Origin of the sequence: Dyadobacter beijingensis DSM 21582, assembly GCF_000382205.1 — a bacterium.
GTDB lineage: Bacteria > Bacteroidota > Bacteroidia > Cytophagales > Spirosomataceae > Dyadobacter > Dyadobacter beijingensis.
Window position 1 is genome coordinate 816628 of the sequence record NZ_KB907788.1, and the last position, 18239, is coordinate 834866.

The window sequence follows — 18239 nt, forward strand, 5'->3', positions numbered from 1 at the left end:
AAATACTATATTCGGTTTTCCTAAACCTATCTTTCTGATGACCAAAGTTACCTCTTCCTCGCTCCGCCTGGATTCCATCGACGTGTTCCGGGCGGTCACCATGTTTTTAATGATTTTTGTAAACGACCTCTGGACGCTCGAAGACGTGCCCGACTGGTTGAAACACAGCAAAGCCGCCGAAGATGCGATGGGGCTGTCGGATGTAGTTTTCCCCGGATTCCTCTTTATCGTAGGCCTTTCGATTCCCTTCGCCATTGCCAACCGCAGAAAAAAGGGAGATAGTAATGCATTAATAATCAGGCATATATTGGAACGGACATTCGCATTGCTGCTGATGGGCATATTCATCGTGAACTACGAGAACATCGCGGGCGAAGCGATGATGGTGAGCAAATATGTCTGGGAAATCGGAATGGTTGTGGCGTTCTTCCTCATTTGGAATGTATATCCGTCCAATCCTGACAAGAAAGGGTTGTATACCGCCTTGAAAGTGGCTGGTTATCTGCTGCTTGTGGTGCTGGCTGTCATTTACAAAGGCGGCGATGCGGAGCATCCTGCGTGGATGGAAACGCATTGGTACGGCATTCTGGGGCTGATCGGCTGGTCGTACCTGCTGGGCGCGCTCACGTATGTGCTTACGGGTGACAGGCTGGGCTGGGCTGTTGCCGGCTGGTTGTTTTTTGTGCTGTTCAACCTGGCCGACTTTGCGGGCGTGCTGGACTTACTCGATCCGGTGAAGCATTACGTCTGGATTGTCGGTAGCGGGTCGATGCCGGCATTTGTCATGGGCGGTGTGGTAGCCTCAGTGGTATACAGAAACCGGGCTAACCAGAATGGGGTTGGTAGTGCTTACCTGCTGATATTGATGGTGTTAGGCGTTGTTTGCCTGGCTTACGGGTTCAGTACCCGGCCTTTCTGGGGCATTTCAAAAATCCGCGCGACGCCTGCCTGGGTGGGCATTTGTACGGGGATCAGCTTTCTGGCTTTTGCATTCTTTTTCTGGCTGGTGGATTTACAAAAGATCAAAAACTGGGCGAATGTGATCAAGCCGGCGGGTACTGCTACGCTGACCTGCTATCTGATCCCTTATATATGGTATGCGGTAATTACGCTGGCCGGCATTAGTCTGCCTATGTCCGTGCGGACGGGAGGGATTGGGCTGGTTAAATCTGCCTGCTTCTCATTGCTGGTCATTTTGCTCACCGGGGCGATCAACCGGATTGGCGTTAAACTTAAAATATGACGGGATAGGTGGTAAATTCCCGACTCATCGTCTTTTATTGAAACAGCAATACATCTCAATTCAAACAGAATGAATTCCAGAAGAACATTTGTCAAGAAGGGCATCGCCGGTCTGATGGCGGGCAGCATGATTTCAATTCCCGAAACCAGCCATGCGCCCCAGGTGGCGGGTAAGAAAGAGGATACTTTCAAACTCGGCATCGCGGGTTTCAGTTTCGTTCATTTCAAACTCGACGAGGCGCTCGAAATGATGAAGAAAACGGATGTTCATTACCTGTGTATCAAGGATTTCCATTTGCCATATAACAGTACTGCCGAGCAGATCACGGCTTTTCATCAAAAGCTGAAAGACGCAAACGTGACCGGCTATGCCGTCGGCCCGATTTACACGAAAAACCACCAGGAAATAGATAACGCATTCGATTATGCCAAACGGGTCGGCGTGGACCTGATCGTAGGCATTCCTAATCACGAAGACCTGAAATACGTGGAGCAAAAAGTGAAAGAGTACAATATCCGGTATGCAATCCACAACCACGGACCAGAGGATAAACTATACCCGAATGCGACCTCGGTGTACAACCACGTAAAAGACCTCGATCCGCGCGTCGGCCTTTGCTTCGACATGGGCCACAACAAACGTGACAACCAGGATTCGGTAGCCGATTTGGGCAAATACGGAAAGCGGATTTTCGACATTCACCTCAAAAATGTGACGGCAGCGACCAAGGAGGGTAAAACCTGTGAACTGGGACGTGGAATTATCGACATTCCTGCATTCGTGAAAATGCTGCGCAAAATCAAATATACGGGCTCATGTAGTCTTGAATATGAGAAAGATATGAAGGAACCGTTGGCGGGGATTGCCGAATCGGTGGGATATTTCAGGGGTGTTTGCCAGGCGAGTTAATCTGGAAAACACGTATAAAGTGCCGTAAAACCCTATTTTTGCAATTCCAAGGTTTGAATTTTTACTATAACGCCAGAAATAATGCTATCAAACGTCCCCTTTGATCAGTTGGCGGCTTATAAAAAGCTGAAAACGCATCACAAAACAATTTCACAAAAGCATTTAAAGACCCTATTCGAGGAAGACGCCGATCGTCATAAAAAATTCTCCATTCGTTTCGGGGATATATTATTGGATTATTCCAAAAACCGTATCAACTCGCGCACGCGTTCGTACCTGGTCCAGCTCGCCGAGGAGGCAGGTCTGGCGGAGGCGATCGAGGCAATGTTTACCGGTCAGAAAATCAACGCGACCGAAGGACGTGCCGTTTTGCATACTGCCTTGCGTAACCGTTCCAACGAGCCTGTGCTGGTGGACGGCCAGGATGTAATGCCGGATGTGAACGAGGTGCTCGCAAAAATGAAGGACTTTTCCACCCGCGTGCGGTCGGGTGCTTGGAAGGGATACACCGGGAAAGAAATTACCGACATCGTAAATATCGGGATCGGCGGCAGCGACCTCGGCCCGGTAATGGTAACGGAGGCATTGAAGGCTTACGCGAAGAATGGGTTGAATGTCCATTTCGTGTCGAACGTGGATGGTACCCACATTGCGGAAACCGTGAAGTCGCTCAATCCCGAGACAACGTTGTTCATGATCGCGTCGAAAACTTTCACGACCCAGGAAACGATGGCCAATGCGCACAGCGCACGGAGCTGGTTCCTGGAAAAGGCTTCGGACGACAACCATGTGAAGAAACACTTCGTAGCGATTTCGACCAACCGGACGGAAGTGGAGAAATTCGGGATCGATCCGGAAAATATGTTCGGTTTCTGGGATTGGGTAGGAGGTCGCTACTCGCTGTGGTCGGCCATCGGTTTGTCGATCGCTTGCTATGTGGGCTTTCAGAATTTCGAGCAGCTGCTCGCGGGTGCGCACGAGATGGACAAGCATTTCCGCACCACCAAGCTGGAACGCAACATTCCGGTGATCCTCGCGTTGATCGGCATTTGGTACAACGATTTCTTCGACGCGCAAACGCAGGCCATCCTTCCTTACGACCAATACATGCACCGTTTCGCGGCGTACTTCCAGCAGGGAGATATGGAGAGTAATGGAAAAAGCACCGGCCGCGACGGCAAGCCGGTAGGTTACCAGACCGGTCCGGTGATCTGGGGCGAGCCGGGTACCAATGGGCAGCATGCATTTTACCAGCTGATCCACCAGGGCACGAAGCTCATCCCATGTGATTTTATTGCGCCGGCCGTGAGCCACAACCCGCTGGGCGATCACCACAAAATGTTGCTATCCAACTTCTTCGCGCAAACCGAAGCGCTTATGAACGGCAAGACCGACGAAGAGGTGCGTGCCGAATTGAAGGCAGCGGGCAAGAGCGATGCGGAGATCGAACAGATTGCGCCGTTCAAAGTTTTCTCCGGTAACCGCCCGACCAACTCGATCCTCGTGAAGAAGATCACCCCGAAAGTCCTGGGCAGCCTGATCGCCATGTACGAACACAAGATTTTTGTGCAGGGTATTATCTGGAATATTTACAGCTTCGACCAATGGGGCGTCGAGCTCGGCAAGCAGCTGGCCAACAAGATTTATCCCGAGCTGCAAAACGACTGGCCGGTTACCAACCACGACAGTTCAACCAACGGATTGATTAACCAATACAAACGCTGGCGCTAATTTTTCAGCACCAGTTTGGTAAAAGCATACCCGATTAAAACACCAACAGCATCTGCCACGGCGTCCCACCAGTCAAAAGTGCGGTCAAATGGCAGAAGCTGTTGGTAAAATTCCAGCCCCAGCCCGTAAGCCATTCCCAATCCTACCACCAACCGGCTTTTTTCAGGGTAAATAATCAGCGCGAGAATCGCCCATACTGTAAAGAGTCCCGAGTGGACAAATTTATCAAAACCTACGACGGGTGCTGCGGGTATATCTTTACCCGGCCATGTGCACGCAACCAAGATAAGAAAACTCCAAAGCCATATAAGCCACTGACGTTGAGCAATAAATTGGATTGTGGATTGTAACATTTTTAAGATAGAATTTGTGTTGGACTAAGCCGAAAGTTACGACCAGTTTTTTGATTTTTGATTTGATGTCCGCCTTAAGAGGGGCATTTGCGCCCCATGAGGGCCTATTTTGACAAATTTTGAGTAAATTAAAAATCCCAGGCATTATTATTAATATTTTTTATTAAGTTTAGTTTTTAACAAAATCACTAAACCTGTCTCAATGAAAAGGATTTTTGCAACACTCTCATTACTATTTGTTTTATCCCAAAACCAGGCGCAGTCGGTGTACCACTTCGAGGAAGGTTTGGCGGTAGGGCCCTGTCACCAGTATGGCCGCGAAGCTTTGTACACAGACCAGCTTGCTTATCAACTTTACAAAGGTACACTTAAACCGCAGGAAGGCAGCGTACTGCTGGCTGATGTAAAGGCAGGTGAAGTTAAATGGAAAAAAGTAAAAGCCGATTCGACGTACCGCTTCCGGGGTGATGCATTTTCGAATGGTTACGTTTACCTGACCTACGACTCTCCCAAAGAACAAGCGGCAATTCTTACGATTACCGGTCAGGACATGATTTTCCTGAACGGGGTACCGCGGGGCGGCGACATGTACCGCTATGGCTGGATGCATTTGCCGGTTTTGCTGAAAAAGGGTAAAAATGAAATCTACGCGCGGGTGGCGCGCTTCGGTCGTTTCGGCGGCATTACGGCCAATCTTGCATTTCCGACCAAGCCGGTTTCCATTAATACAGAGGACCTTACCATATCTGATGTAGTGCCGGGTTTTAAAAATGATTCGTTGTGGACGGGCATCGTCGTGTCGAATACGACGAAAAAGGCGTTGACGGGTCTCGAAATGAAAACGATTGTTGCTGGAAAAGAGATTGTTACAAAACTGCCTTCCATACCCGCGATGTCGTTCCGTAAGGTGGGCGTGCTGGTCGACGGCAGCGGCGTTACCGGAACGGGAAAGAACGAGGTGGTGATCAACCTGCTCCAAAATGGCAAGGCGACTGACCAGGCGAAGATCGCCATTCAGTCCGTTGAAGCCGGTAAGCAATATAGCCGCACATTCGTGAGCGAGCTGGACGGCAGTGTGCAATATTATGCGGTTTCTCCGCAAATCAAGGGCAACTCTACTGAAAGGCCTGCATTGTTTTTCTCCGTTCACGGTGCTGAGGTTCAGGCTATTAGCCAGGCAAGAGCGTATAAGCCGAAAGACTGGGGTGTACTTGTGGCGCCTACCAACCGTCGTCCGCGTGGGTTCAACTGGGAGGACTGGGGCAGGATGGACGCATTGGAAGTGTTGAGCATTGCCAAAAAGCAGTACAATCCCGACCCGACGCGTATATATCTGACCGGCCATTCTATGGGCGGACACGGAACCTGGTTCCTCGGTGCTACTTATCCGGAGAAATGGGCGGCGATCGCGCCGTCTGCCGGCTACCCGACCCTGGCGGCCTACGGCTCTCACGATGGTGTAATTCCTGACAGCGCCGGCTCGCCCGTCGAGGCTATGTTGCTGAGGGCCAGCAATCCAAGTAACGTGTTGGCATTGACGTCCAACTACAAGAGCCTCGGCGTGTACGTCGCGCACGGGGACGCCGACAGGACGGTGCCAGTTACGTATGCGCGGCAGATGCGCGACATTCTCGGCAAGTTTCACCGCGATTTCAGCTACTACGAACACATTGGCGGCGAGCATTGGTATGGTGATATCAGCGTGGACTGGCCTCCGATATTTAGCTTCTTCAACTGGCATTTCATCCCGCAAGACACGACGGTGACTTCGATCGATTTCAAGACGGCGAACCCCGGTATTTCTTCCACCATGCGCTGGGCAGGTGTGCATCAGCAGGTTAATGCTTTGAAATACAGTCAGATAAAATTAACTAGCAGCAAAAAAGACCTGCGCATTGATGGTACTACCGAGAACGTTGCGCTGCTTTCCCTGGATCTCGCCGCATTTGCGCCGGGTTCGAATCTGAAAATTATCCTCGACGGTCAGACGCCGGTTGAGTATGAAGTGAAGGGAGGCGAAACCATCTACTTGAAAAAGGACGGAAGCTGGAAAATGGCTGGCGCACCGGCTGCTACGGAAAAGAATGCAAGCCGCAGCGGAACTTTGAAAGACGCGTTTCGAAACCGGATGGTGTATGTGTACGCGACAGGCGGAACGGCCGATGAGAAAGCGTGGGCATTTGAAAAGGCGACCTTCGATGCGGAATCGTGGTACTACCGGGGAAATGGCGCTGTGGACATTGTGGCTGACAAAGACTTTGATCCTCAACAGTTTAAGGATCGCGGTGTGATTCTTTACGGTAACAAAACTACCAACCTGGCTTGGGATAAGGTTTTGAAAAACTGCCCGGTAACCGTTACCAATGGCAAGATCGACGTAGGCGGGAAGCAGTATGCCGGCAATGACCTGGCAACCTATTTCATCTATCCAAGGTCAGATAGCAAAACTGCCTCCGTTACAGTGATTTCGGGAACGGGTAAGCTTGGTTTCCAGGCGGCAAATGCCAACCAGTATTTCAGCGGCGGCAGTGGATTTCCTGATTTGATGATCTTCTCGGCAGATATGCTGAAGAACGGGATCAAAGAAGTGAAAATGTCCGGTTTCTTCGGAAACGACTGGTCGGTGGAAAAAGGGGAGTTTGTGGAGCAATAGGGCTTTAAGCTGTAAGCAAAAAAGGCTGGATGTCAAGCGATAACACGCTCACATCCAGCCTTTAATATTTAAATGCTCACAGCCTACTGCTTAAAGCCTATTCCCTAAAACCCTTACCCATTATCGGCAAATTCGGGGTATAACGTCATGCCGCCATCGATGTATAGCGTTTCGCCGTTGACATAATCGGAATCGTCTGATGCGAGCCAGGCGACAGCTTTTGCCACATCCTGCGCCGTACCGATCCGCTTATAGGGAATCAGGTGAAGCAGGCTTTGGTATTTATCAGGGTCGGACCAAACTTCTTTGTTGATCGGCGTTTTGATAGCACCAGGGCTTACTGAATTCACCCGGATTTTGTGCGGCGCAAGCTCCTGAGATATGGATTTCATGAACATCATCACGCCACCCTTCGATGCCGCGTAGTTCACATGGCCGGCCCAGGGGATCACATCATGCACCGAACTCATCAGAACGATCTTCCCGATCGCCAGCTCGCTGTGTGATACTTCTGTACCCGACTGGTTTTGAGCAATAAATTGTTTTGCTGCTTCGCGACAAGTGAGGAATTGGCCGGTGAGATTGATATCGATCACTTTCTGCCATTGCGCCAAAGTCATTTCCAGGAACGACGCATCCTGTTGCAGGCCCGCATTACTTACGAGCACATCAACGCGCCCGAATTGGTTGACCGTTTCAGCGAACAGCGCTTTTACATCTTCCTCCTTGCTCACATCCGCTTTCACGAGAATGGCACTTCCACCGTTGGCTTTGATTTCGTCAACCACCTGCTGGCCTGCTTCCGCATTGGAGCTGTAATTGACGACCACATGCGCACCGTTGTTACCAAAATGCACGGCGCAAGCTTTACCAATCCCGGAGCTTGATCCAGTCACAATGACAACCTGATCTTTGAATTTCAGTTCGATCATATCATTTCTTTTTCGACGGATTTCAATTTTTTCCAAACACGGCGGTTCACATTTTTAACCGCCCAGTTTTTCGCAATCAGAATTGCTTTGGAAACTGCCTCGCGTGGGGAGATATTGGTGGATCTCAATAATTCCTGCGCGATGGCGACCGCTTTTTCGCGGGTGGTAGGAGAAAGGTACATCAATTCTGGTAATGCGATTCTTGCGTCCATAGGAGATGATTTTTTGTTGATGGTTGATTAGATTGATGATGATTGTACTCGGTTTTGAAAAAAATCAATGCCAGCGGATTGGCGGCTTGTTTCTTACTTTTATATACGCAGTAAAACCCCAAATTGTAACACTGCGGGTAAAAAAAATCCCCATCTGATTAACGGACGGGGATTTTTTCTAATCTCATTCTTATTTTACCTCTTCGAAGTTGACGTCCGTCACGTCGTCTGTCGAACCACTGTTGCCGGCTCCTGCGCCAGGGTTTCCGGTCGGATCGCCTGCGCCTGGTTGGCCTTCACCACCTTGCGCGTACATTTCCTGAGCGGAAGCTTGCCATGCGGCATTCAGTTTTTCGGAAGCAGCGTCGATCGCGGCGAGATCCTGTGACTGGTGAGCGGTTTTTAATTCTGCCAGCGCACCTTCGATGTTGGATTTGTTGCTGTCAGAAAGTTTGTCGCCATATTCTTTCAGCTGTTTCTCGGTTGAGAAGATCAGGCTGTCAGCTCCGTTGATTTTTTCGATTTTCTCACGTTCTGCTTTATCGGCCGCTTCGTTCGCTTTTGCTTCTTCACGCATTCTGTTGATTTCGGCGTCGGTCAAACCGCTGGAAGCTTCGATACGGATCTTCTGCTCTTTGCCGGTACCTTTATCTTTCGCGGAAACGTGCAGGATACCGTTCGCATCCACGTCGAATGTCACTTCGATCTGAGGTACACCGCGTTGTGCCGGTGGAATGTCAGACAAGTGGAAACGACCAAGGGTACGGTTGTTCGAAGCTTGCGGACGCTCGCCTTGCAGCACGTGGATTTCCACAGATGGCTGATTATCAGCGGCTGTTGAGAACGTTTCAGTTTTCTTCGAAGGAATGGTTGTGTTCGCTTCGATCAATTTGGTGAATACGCCACCCAATGTTTCGATACCAAGCGACAAAGGAATCACGTCCAAAAGAAGCACGTCTTTCACTTCACCGGTCAACACACCACCCTGGATTGCAGCACCAACGGCCACCGCTTCATCAGGGTTGACGTTTTTAGAAGGCTTTTTACCAAAGAACTTCTCTACTTCTTCCTGCACGCGAGGAATACGGGTCGAGCCACCTACGAGGATCACCTCATTGATGTCGCTGTTGGAATACCCCGCATTTTTCATCGCTCTCTTGCAAGGCTCCATCATACGTTGGAACAATGTGTCTGCCAGCTGCTCGAATTTTGCGCGGGTCAAAGTGCGAACAAGGTGTTTGGGAATACCATCAACCGGGAAGATATATGGCAGGTTGATTTCAGTCTGAGTCGAGCTCGACAATTCAACTTTTGCTTTTTCAGCAGCTTCTTTCAAACGCTGCAATGCCATCGGATCTTTTTTCAGGTCGACGCCCTCGTCTTTCTGGAATTCGTCGGCCAGCCAGTTGATGATCACCTGGTCGAAGTCGTCACCACCCAGGTGGGTATCACCGTCGGTTGATTTCACTTCAAACACACCGTCACCCAGTTCAAGGATAGATACGTCGAATGTACCACCACCCAAGTCGAACACGGCAATTTTCATATCCTGGTGCTGTTTGTCCAGACCATAAGCCAGGGCAGCCGCAGTAGGTTCGTTGATGATCCGTTTTACATCGAGGCCGGCAATCTGACCAGCTTCTTTCGTTGCCTGACGTTCCGCATCATTGAAGTATGCAGGAACGGTGATCACCGCTTCGGTAACTTCCTGACCCAGATAGTCTTCCGCAGTTTGTCTCATTTTTTGAAGAATGAATGCAGAAACTTCCTGTGGTGTGTAAAGGCGGTCACCGATCGGAATGCGCGGAGTATTGTTAGGGCCTTTCTCTACGCTGTACGCAACCGTCTTCATTTCAGAGGTTGTGTCATCGTATTTTTTACCCATGAATCGCTTGATGGAGCTAATAGTATGCTTGGGATTGGTAATCGCCTGACGTTTGGCCGGTGCTCCGATTTTGCGTTCACCGTTATCCATGAATGCAACCACAGACGGAGTAGTGCGGGCACCTTCGCTGTTGGCTATTACAACCGGCTCGTTACCCTCCATGACAGCCACGCAGGAGTTCGTTGTTCCTAAGTCTATGCCAATAATTTTTCCCATTTTCTAATTTATAAGTTAAGTATGATTTGATTCTGGATTCCCGGACCGCCGTGCGCCGCAGCGCTGTTTTCGACGGTCACTGGGAGTTTTACTAAAAACCCCGTACCAGAAACCCGGACTTAAAATGGGAGTGACAAAGTGTCAGGCCGGGTTGCGGCCTGACTTCGGGATAGACTTTCAGCTCAGCATTTGTCCCATCAGCGGATCGCTTTCGGTGATCCGGCCGGTTTCGACGTGGCCGGCCTGGCGGATGATGAGGTCGGGCTCGCCGTCGACGACGATCGAGAAGTCGTACCAGTTGGCGCTTTTGGACGTGTTCACGGTAAGTACGTTTCCCTTCTTCACGGCGCCCGCAGCTTTGGGTAGCTTTATCGATTGATTTACAGCACCATATGCATTATCTTGAAGGGAAATTTTGCGTTCGCTTGAAGTACTGTTGTTCTGCAAATCGACCTGAATATTACCAGTCGGCTTTTTGCTCCTGTCCAGTTCCAGCCTGGTTTTGAATGCCACGTTGGTATGTGTTTTGGTGCCGGCATATTCGCGGAAAAATCCATTTGGTCCATACACCCTCAAATGGAATTTTCCACCTTCGAAATCGGCTATATTAAAGGAGCAATTAATGGCGTCGCCTGCTTTTACGGCGTAGTTCCAAACTTTGGAAATCTCATTTTTATACTTTCCAACAGCATAAATGATGAATGGCGCGCCGGCAGACCTGTCGCGGAATATGACATTTCTGGCTTCAAGCTTTATTTCGAATGTATTTTTGGCAGGATTTACGGCCCCGTCGGCGAACAATTCGTACGGAATAGGACAGGCCGGGCGCGTCCCTTTCTCCTGGTTTGGCAGAATAGGGGAGCCGAGCGGATTTTGGTTCACCTCTTCGATCTCGCTTTTCGACAATGCCTTATAGCCGTTCGGAAGCTTTTTAAACTTTGCATTGAAAATGCTTTCCATAAATTCCTCGCGTTCGAGGAATGTCGGCAGCTTGATTTCCTGTCCGTCGTAAGGAGTAAATGTGGACGTGAGGTCGCCGCAAATCGTGCGCCGCCATTCCGTGATATTCGTCTCCTTCACCGGTTTGCCGGATTTCAGGCTCACAAATTTTTCCAGGAATTGCAGGATAGACGTATGGTCGAATACCTCCGAGCACACGTTACCGCCCCGGTTCCAGGGCGACGCGACGATCAGCGGCACCCGGTAGCCCAGCCCTATCGGGCTTTCGCGGCTTTCTTCCTTCTTTTTCTTGCGCATATCCTGCTCCAAAGTCACGAACTCGGTCTTGCAATCAATGCCCGCAGAAACGGCGCCGGTGTCTTCTTTGTAAGGATTGGGCACGACGAACGGCGGTACGTGATCGAAATAGCCGTCGTTTTCATCATAGCAGAGGATAAAAATCGTCTTTTTCCAAACCTCGGGATTAGCCGTCAGGATGTCGATCGCTTCCGAAACGTACCAGGCACCATACCACGGCGCGCCGGGGTGATCGGAGAAGTTTTCCGGCGCTACAAGCCAGGAGACGGTCGGTAGTGCGCCGCTTTTAACGTCGGAACGGAACTGATGCAGGATGTCGCCCATAGGCGCTTTCGCTTCGTGCTCGATATCGCCGTCCTGGTATTTTACCGTCGTGACGTTTCTGTAATCCGGGTCGTTCTTATTGATAGTGAATGCCTTATGGTGGATGTTTTTTTCTCTTTGCGAGAGTTTTTCGAACCTTTCCGGGCTCCAACGGATCAGTTCTTCATTGGCCAGTTTCAGCAATGCACGCTTTTCTTTCAGTACTTTTTCAAGATCGTTGGCTTCCTTGCCGGAGAGCGTTTTCAGCTTCGCCTGCGCTTCTTCGATCTCTTTCGGCAGCATTTGCTGGCGTTCTTTGAGATAGCGCTGGTAACCCGTGTGATAGCGGATATTGTATTGCGTAAACCATTCAATAGGGTTATCAGTAAAGTTGGCAAGCCAGGAGTCCTCCTCACCGGTGAATCCGGTATTGATGCTCAGCTCGTTCTGGTAAATTTTCCAGGAAATACCATGGTCTTCGAGCCGTTCGGGGAACGTTGTCCAGGACGCCTCGCGGTCGTCGGTCACGTTTTCGTTGCGGACGTTTGCGTAGTGCTTGTCGGGGTCGGTGTTCTCGCGCACGGTGCCGGTCCAGAGGTACAGGCGGTTGGGCGTCGTACCCGTGAGCGAGGAGCAAAAATTCTGATCGCAGACTGTGAATGCGTCGGCCATCGCATAGTAGAACGGAATGTCCTCGCGGTTGTAATAGCCTTGCGTTAAAGGCATTTTCGCGTACTCCTTGTTGCCTGGCTGCTTGGCAATGAGCCACTTATCATATTTGCCTTCATTGCGCGCGTCGACCTGGTTCGGCCACGAATGCGGGAGCGAGCCCATCCATGTGGCTTTGGATTCCCTGATATTCAGGCGGAATGGCACGTAGGTTTCGCCGAATGCATTGGTTTGGAGCCAAACGAGGTTGTTGTTCGGCAGGGTAATGGCTCGCGGGTCGTTGAAACCGCGCACGCCGCGCAGGGTTCCGTACGAATGGTCGAACGAGCGGTTTTCCTGCATCAGTATCACCACGTGTTCTGCGTCCTGCCAGGTGGTACCTTTCGGTGGATTAATGGCCAATGCTTTCTGGATGGAAGCGGGTAGGGTGCTGAACAATCCGGCTGCTCCTGTGAGCATGGTGGCTTTCCGGATAAATTCTCTTCTGGAGTCCATGGTTAAGGCGAGTTATAAAGGAAAAAGGGCTTCTTAAATAGTACATCAGTTTTTACAAATGTACTATCGTTTTGAAGCCCTGGTTTTATCCTGTGATTATTCTTTGCAATTACTTTCCCCCGAACAGGCCGCCCAGCATACCACCGAGGTCGATGCCGCCGGATGAATCTTTGCCGCCGGTGCTGTTACCGCCGCCGAAAAGTCCGCCGCCCATTTTGATGAGCGAGCCGATATCGAAGCCGCCTCCCTGAACGCCTCCACCTCCCTGTCCGTTCAACTGGCCGATTACCGCGCCCAATACGCCCGGGAGTACAGAATTGACGATATTACCTGCTACCTGGCTGTTCAATCCGAACTTCTGAACAATGGCGCCGATTGCATTGGTGGCGATGGACGCTACGATAGGATTGTTCATGAGGGATGCGGCCGAAGTACCGCTTTCACCGCCGAAGAGGCCGAGCAGTCCGTTGATGTTGCCGCTTTGTACCTGCTCCTGCAAGCCTCCGGTAATAGAACCGGCCAGGGTGTTGATCACCTCCTCGTTGTGCTCATTGGGCACAGCGGGATTGTTTACGACTGCCTGTTGGGAATTTTGTTGTACTAGGTCGAAGAGTTGTTCCAGCATTGTTATTTGGTTTTGAGGTACGCCGACTGATTGTCGCCTGCAATATCCAAATTTTATGCAAAAAAAATCCCGCCACTCGGGCGGGATGCTGTTTTATTTTACCTGATCAACGATCGCTTTGAATGCGTCGGGATGGTTCATCGCGAGGTCCGCGAGTACTTTCCTGTTCAGCTCGATGCCTTTTGCATTAAGTTTGCCGATGAAAGCAGAATAAGACAATCCGTGTTGACGGGTACCTGCGTTGATACGCTGGATCCACAATGCGCGGAAGTTACGTTTCTTCTGTTTACGGCCTTCGTATGCGTAAGCCAAACCGCGCTCAACGGCGTTCTTGGCAACGGTCCATACATTTTTGCGACGGCCGAAATAGCCTTTCGCGAGTTTTAAAACTTTTTTGCGTCTTGCACGTGACGCTACGTGATTTACCGAACGTGGCATAATTTAAACTGTTTTTGATAATCGGCGCTCTGCTGAGACTTTAATGCCTTTTATCGGGTTGAACAAAAAACCAGAATTTAATTTCTGAATTGGCTTTTACGGATTATTTCCGAAGCATTGCCAATACTTGCTTTTCGTTAGACTCATCGATCAGACCAGTCTTCACCAAACCACGCTTGCGCTTGTTTGATTTTTTGGTCAGGATGTGGCTGTGGAAAGCGTGCTTACGTTTGATTTTTCCAGTGCCAGTCAGCGCGAAACGCTTTTTAGCACCAGAGTTGGTTTTCATTTTAGGCATGATTCAAAAAACTAATAGTTGATAAAATATAAAACAGCGCGCAAAATTAGCGAAATTTTACATAAAAATAAAATCGTGCTCCTGACGGAAGTCAGAAACACGATTTCGTATGCATTAGCCGCGGTCCGGTGCTCCGGATACCGGCGTTTTATTTGCTGGTTTTCGAAGGGGTAGGCGCCAGGATGATCGTCATCCGTTTTCCTTCCAGCTTCGGCTCCATTTCCAGCTTGCCGAATTCCGACAATGCTTCTGAAAACTTGTTCAAAAGGTTCACACCGCGCTCTTTGAAGACGATCGTACGTCCTACGAAATGCACGTATGCTTTTACTTTCGAGCCTTCTTTGAGGAAGTTGGTGGCATGTTTCAACTTGAAATCGAAGTCGTGGTCGTCCGTGTTCGGGCCGAAACGGATTTCCTTGATCACCACCTTCTGGGCTTTTGCCTTAATTTCCTTTTGTTTCTTTTTCTGCTCGTATTTGAACTTCGAATAGTCAACCACTTTGCAGACCGGCGGAACTGCCGTTGGCGCAATCTCAACGAGATCAAGCCCTTGTGCCTTTGCCATCGCGCGGGCGGTATTGATATCTACGATGCCCGGCTCAATGTTTTCGCCGACCAACCGCACTTCTTTTGCTGTAATTCGTTCGTTAATTTTGTAAGGTTCTTCGGGAATCCTCATCCGTCCACTAGGGGGTCGTAATGCCATATAATTCGTATTGGTGTTTTTTTGTTTTGGTGGAAATCGAAAAAATTAACACTAGCTCCACAAAAATAGTGCCTTATTGCTGGAATAATACTAAAATCTTACAAAAACATCAAGCAATGGCGGCTTCCTTTTTGAAAAAGGCAGTGAACTCTTCAATCGTCATAATTCCAAGGTCGCCCTCGCCTTTGCGGCGTACCGAAAGCTTGCCTTCCGCAGCCTCTTTCTCGCCCACGATAAGCATGAAAGGTACTTTGGTCACTTCCGCGTCGCGGATTTTGCGGCCTATCTTCTCGTCGCGGTGGTCGACAAAGCCGCGGATGTCATGATCCTGCAACTGGAAGAACACGTCCTCCGCGTAATCGGCAAACTTCTCCGAAATCGGCAGAATAGCGATCTGGTCCGGTGAAAGCCACAGCGGGAACTGGCCGGCGGTGTTTTCGATCAGGATCGCCGTGAACCGTTCCATCGAACCGAATGGCGCGCGGTGGATCATTACCGGGCGGTGTTTCTGGTTGTCGGAGCCGGTATATTCCAGCTGGAAACGCTGCGGAAGCTGGTAATCCACCTGGATGGTACCGAGCTGCCATTTGCGTCCCAATGCGTCGCGCACCATGAAATCGAGCTTCGGACCGTAGAATGCGGCTTCGCCTAACTCGGTTACGGTGCTCAGGCCACGCTCAGCGGCCGCTTCGATGATCGCGCTTTCCGCTTTCTCCCAATCTTCGTCCTTGCCAATGTATTTCTCCTTGTTATTCGGGTCGCGCAATGAGATCTGGGCGCTGTAATCGTCGAATCCGAGGGATTTGAACACATACAACACGAGGTCGATCACGCGGATAAACTCCTCCTTCACCTGATCGGGACGGCAGAAAATGTGCGCATCATCCTGTGTGAACCCGCGTACACGCGTGAGCCCGTGCAGCTCGCCGCTCTGCTCGTAACGGTATACGGTTCCAAACTCCGAGAACCGCAAAGGCAGGTCTTTGTAGGAGCGGGGAGAGGTTTTGTAAATCTCGCAGTGGTGCGGGCAGTTCATCGGTTTGAGCAGGTACTCCTCGCCGAGGTTGGGGGTTTTAATGGGCTGGAAGGAGTCCTTGCCATATTTGTCCCAATGCCCCGAAGTCACATACAAATCCTTGCTGCCGATATGCGGGGTGATCACGGGCGTGTAACCCGCGCGCGACTGCGCCTTGCTCAGGAATGCCTGCAAGCGCTCGCGCAGCATCGCGCCTTTCGGCAGCCACAGCGGCAAACCTTGCCCTACCTTTTCCGAGAATGCGAAAAGCTCCAACTCCTTGCCGAGGCGGCGGTGGTCGCGCTTTTTAGCTTCCTCCATCAGGGTCACGTACTCTTCCAGCTCTTTCGCTTTTGGAAAAGTAATGCCGTAAATGCGGGTCAACATCTTGTTTTCCTGCTTGTTACGCCAGTATGCGCCCGCAATGTTGGTCAGTTTGGCGGCTTTGATGAAACCGGTATTCGGGATATGCGGCCCGCGGCAAAGGTCGGTGAAACCGCCTTGCTCGTACAATGTAATGGAGCCGTCTTCCAACCCGTCGATCAGTTCCAGCTTGTATTCGTCTCCTTTTTTGGTAAAATAGTCGATGGCTTCAGCCTTGCTGATCGGCTTGCGGATATATTCGTTTTTCTGGCGCGCCAGTTCCAGCATTTTCGCTTCGATTTTCGGAAAATCTTCCTGCGAAATGCTCTGTCCGCCGAGGTCAACATCATAGTAAAAACCCTTTTCGATGGAAGGTCCCGTACCGAATTTGATTCCGGGATAGAGCGCTTCCAATGCCTCGGCCAGCAAGTGGGCCGATGAGTGCCAGAACGTAGCTTTACCATCCTCGTCATTCCACGTCAGCAGCTTTACCAGGGAATCCTCCGTGATCTGGCGCGTAGGGTCCCAGACCTCGTTGTTCACTTTGGCGGCTATCACATTCCGTGCAAGCCCTTCACTGATACTGAGCGCGATTTCGAGAGCGGTTACCCCTTTTGGGTAAAAACGTTCGCTACCATCGGGCAGGGTAATTTTTACTTGAGACTCGTCTTTCATTCAAAAAATAATTCTGTGACTATGGTTCAATGGCAATGCGGTAAGCCGCAAAGCACAAAGCTATTCAATTTTAGCTTTGCGCGATGAGTCTACACGGATATTTGTAGTACCACGCGGCTGGATAATATTGATTTTAACCCGCGCAGTGTCCAGCAGTTTGTAGCCCTGGTCGGCCTCGCCCTCGGGATAGTAGGAGGGATAAAGCCCTTCCGACTCGATTTTGCGGATGCGGTACATTCCGTAGCGCGCGTCCTGATCGCCCGGAGCGATGGTGAGGGCGGTCGTATAATAGGTCTTCGCAATGTCGAGCTCGCCGCTTTTTTCGTAGGCGTAACCCAGCATATTGTTGATCTCCTTCGACTGCGGTTTCTTTCGTAAAAGCACCTTCAATGCGGGAATGGCGGCCGGGTAATTGCGCAGGCCTATTGCCACGGTCGCGAGCTGGTTCAATGCCTCGTCGTAATCGGGCTGAATGGCGACTGCTTTTTGATAATAGATCAATGCGGTATCGGGCTTGGCCAATGCATTCAGGATTTCGCCCCGGCCGAAAAACAGGCTCGCGCGTTCGGGGAAACGTTTCAGCGCCCGCTCGTTGATCGCCAGCGCTTCCGCGGTATTTTTTAGTTTTAAATTAATAAGCGTACCCTGCTCATAAGCCCGCAGCAGCCTGGGATTGACATTCATCGCGTAATTCAGGCTCGATAAGCTGGCCAGCGAATCGCCCTGGCGTGCTTGCAGAACGCCCTTTACATAATAGGCCGATCCGTCGTAGGGAGCCATTTTCAATGCCTGGTTCAGATAGCCGGCTGCTTCGCCGAAACGGTTCTTCGCTTGCAGGATGTCGGCCAGCAGCACGTACAGTTCCGGACTGCTCTGCTGCAATGCCTCGGCGCGCTGGGCGTCTTCCAGTGCATTGTCGATTTTATTCAGCTCGCGGTTAATCTTACCGCGCAGAAGGAAATACTCACTCACATTATCCTGCTCGTAAATCGACTCGTTAATGTCGTCCAGCGCTTCGGAATATTGCTCGCGATCAAAGTAAATGCGCGCCCTTTTGAAATAATTCACATCGGAATCGATCCCGCGGTTGATCAGCTCGGTGAGCGACAGCAATGCGTCGTTCTGCCATTCGGCCTTGCCTTTTTTGATCACGGGCGGAATGCGTGTGGACGTGCGGGCGTCGCTCTGGCACGACTGTTCCGATCCGCCTAATGCCAGGAGTAATGCTAATGATACATATTTCAGGTTGTCAGACTTCATT

General features: G+C 50.6%; 15 protein-coding genes. 4 read left to right on the forward strand and 11 right to left on the reverse strand.

The genetic code is table 11. The features are described from left to right. Positions 1-37: 37 nt before the first annotated feature. From H144_RS0116920 to pgi, 3 genes are all read left to right on the forward strand, one after another. Positions 38-1243, forward strand: a complete 1206-nt coding sequence (locus H144_RS0116920) for a heparan-alpha-glucosaminide N-acetyltransferase domain-containing protein (protein WP_019943281.1) — start codon at positions 38-40, stop codon at positions 1241-1243. A gap of 69 nt (positions 1244-1312) precedes the next feature. Next, a complete protein-coding gene (locus H144_RS0116925) occupies positions 1313-2152 on the forward strand; it encodes a sugar phosphate isomerase/epimerase family protein (RefSeq protein WP_019943282.1) in 840 nt (279 codons plus the stop codon). 81 nt (positions 2153-2233) lie between these two features. Then, complete coding sequence (gene pgi, locus H144_RS0116930; RefSeq protein ID WP_026350762.1) at positions 2234-3883, forward strand: glucose-6-phosphate isomerase; 1650 nt, start codon at positions 2234-2236, stop codon at positions 3881-3883. Here pgi and H144_RS0116935 read toward each other — a convergent pair. Beyond that, the gene (locus H144_RS0116935; protein WP_019943284.1) at positions 3880-4236 is read right to left on the reverse strand and encodes a VanZ family protein; all 357 of its coding nucleotides are present in this window, start codon (positions 4234-4236) and stop codon (positions 3880-3882) included. The genes pgi and H144_RS0116935 overlap by 4 nt on opposite strands. A 202-nt stretch (positions 4237-4438) precedes the next feature. Between H144_RS0116935 and H144_RS0116940 the strand changes: the two genes are divergently transcribed. Next, positions 4439-6889: an alpha/beta hydrolase-fold protein gene (locus H144_RS0116940; RefSeq protein WP_019943285.1), complete on the forward strand. Its 2451-nt coding sequence runs from the start codon at positions 4439-4441 to the stop codon at positions 6887-6889. Positions 6890-7002: 113 nt separating this feature from the next. Here H144_RS0116940 and H144_RS0116945 read toward each other — a convergent pair whose 3' ends face one another. The 10 genes from H144_RS0116945 to H144_RS0117000 form a co-directional block, all read right to left on the reverse strand. Then, positions 7003-7821 (reverse strand): SDR family oxidoreductase, encoded by an 819-nt coding sequence (locus tag H144_RS0116945; protein WP_019943286.1) that lies wholly within the window; start codon positions 7819-7821, stop codon positions 7003-7005. Beyond that, complete coding sequence (locus tag H144_RS0116950; RefSeq protein WP_033402726.1) at positions 7818-8033, reverse strand: hypothetical protein; 216 nt, start codon at positions 8031-8033, stop codon at positions 7818-7820. Before H144_RS0116950 ends, H144_RS0116945 begins: the two co-directional genes overlap by 4 nt. A gap of 190 nt (positions 8034-8223) precedes the next feature. Then, a complete protein-coding gene (gene dnaK, locus H144_RS0116960; protein WP_019943289.1) occupies positions 8224-10134 on the reverse strand; it encodes a molecular chaperone DnaK in 1911 nt (636 codons plus the stop codon). A 177-nt stretch (positions 10135-10311) separates the two neighbouring features. Further along, a complete protein-coding gene (locus tag H144_RS0116965; RefSeq protein WP_019943290.1) occupies positions 10312-12858 on the reverse strand; it encodes a phosphocholine-specific phospholipase C in 2547 nt (848 codons plus the stop codon). A 109-nt stretch (positions 12859-12967) separates the two neighbouring features. Next, complete coding sequence (locus H144_RS0116970; protein ID WP_019943291.1) at positions 12968-13483, reverse strand: hypothetical protein; 516 nt, start codon at positions 13481-13483, stop codon at positions 12968-12970. Positions 13484-13576: 93 nt separating this feature from the next. Beyond that, a complete protein-coding gene (gene rplT, locus H144_RS0116975; RefSeq protein ID WP_015810727.1) occupies positions 13577-13921 on the reverse strand; it encodes a 50S ribosomal protein L20 in 345 nt (114 codons plus the stop codon). A gap of 103 nt (positions 13922-14024) precedes the next feature. Beyond that, positions 14025-14219, reverse strand: coding sequence for a 50S ribosomal protein L35 (rpmI, locus tag H144_RS0116980; RefSeq protein WP_015810726.1), 195 nt, complete (start codon positions 14217-14219; stop codon positions 14025-14027). A 148-nt stretch (positions 14220-14367) separates the two neighbouring features. Then, positions 14368-14925 (reverse strand): translation initiation factor IF-3, encoded by a 558-nt coding sequence (gene infC / locus H144_RS0116990; protein WP_026350763.1) that lies wholly within the window; start codon positions 14923-14925, stop codon positions 14368-14370. A 109-nt stretch (positions 14926-15034) separates the two neighbouring features. Further along, a complete protein-coding gene (gene thrS, locus H144_RS0116995) occupies positions 15035-16978 on the reverse strand; it encodes a threonine--tRNA ligase (protein ID WP_019943293.1) in 1944 nt (647 codons plus the stop codon). 60 nt (positions 16979-17038) lie between these two features. Next, positions 17039-18238, reverse strand: a complete 1200-nt coding sequence (locus H144_RS0117000; RefSeq protein WP_019943294.1) for a tetratricopeptide repeat protein — start codon at positions 18236-18238, stop codon at positions 17039-17041. Between the last annotated feature and the right edge of the window lies 1 nt (position 18239).

What these genes read in the sequence shown, in the direction of transcription:
- H144_RS0116920 (WP_019943281.1), top strand. Translation starts at nt 38, where the DNA reads ATGACCAAAGTTACCTCTTCCTCGCTCCGCCTGGATTCCATCGACGTG.
- H144_RS0116925 (WP_019943282.1), top strand. Translation starts at nt 1,313, where the DNA reads ATGAATTCCAGAAGAACATTTGTCAAGAAGGGCATCGCCGGTCTGATG.
- pgi (WP_026350762.1), top strand. Translation starts at nt 2,234, where the DNA reads ATGCTATCAAACGTCCCCTTTGATCAGTTGGCGGCTTATAAAAAGCTG.
- H144_RS0116935 (WP_019943284.1), bottom strand. Translation starts at nt 4,236, where the DNA reads ATGTTACAATCCACAATCCAATTTATTGCTCAACGTCAGTGGCTTATA.
- H144_RS0116940 (WP_019943285.1), top strand. Translation starts at nt 4,439, where the DNA reads ATGAAAAGGATTTTTGCAACACTCTCATTACTATTTGTTTTATCCCAA.
- H144_RS0116945 (WP_019943286.1), bottom strand. Translation starts at nt 7,821, where the DNA reads ATGATCGAACTGAAATTCAAAGATCAGGTTGTCATTGTGACTGGATCA.
- H144_RS0116950 (WP_033402726.1), bottom strand. Translation starts at nt 8,033, where the DNA reads ATGGACGCAAGAATCGCATTACCAGAATTGATGTACCTTTCTCCTACC.
- dnaK (WP_019943289.1), bottom strand. Translation starts at nt 10,134, where the DNA reads ATGGGAAAAATTATTGGCATAGACTTAGGAACAACGAACTCCTGCGTG.
- H144_RS0116965 (WP_019943290.1), bottom strand. Translation starts at nt 12,858, where the DNA reads ATGGACTCCAGAAGAGAATTTATCCGGAAAGCCACCATGCTCACAGGA.
- H144_RS0116970 (WP_019943291.1), bottom strand. Translation starts at nt 13,483, where the DNA reads ATGCTGGAACAACTCTTCGACCTAGTACAACAAAATTCCCAACAGGCA.
- rplT (WP_015810727.1), bottom strand. Translation starts at nt 13,921, where the DNA reads ATGCCACGTTCGGTAAATCACGTAGCGTCACGTGCAAGACGCAAAAAA.
- rpmI (WP_015810726.1), bottom strand. Translation starts at nt 14,219, where the DNA reads ATGCCTAAAATGAAAACCAACTCTGGTGCTAAAAAGCGTTTCGCGCTG.
- infC (WP_026350763.1), bottom strand. Translation starts at nt 14,925, where the DNA reads ATGGCATTACGACCCCCTAGTGGACGGATGAGGATTCCCGAAGAACCT.
- thrS (WP_019943293.1), bottom strand. Translation starts at nt 16,978, where the DNA reads ATGAAAGACGAGTCTCAAGTAAAAATTACCCTGCCCGATGGTAGCGAA.
- H144_RS0117000 (WP_019943294.1), bottom strand. Translation starts at nt 18,238, where the DNA reads ATGAAGTCTGACAACCTGAAATATGTATCATTAGCATTACTCCTGGCA.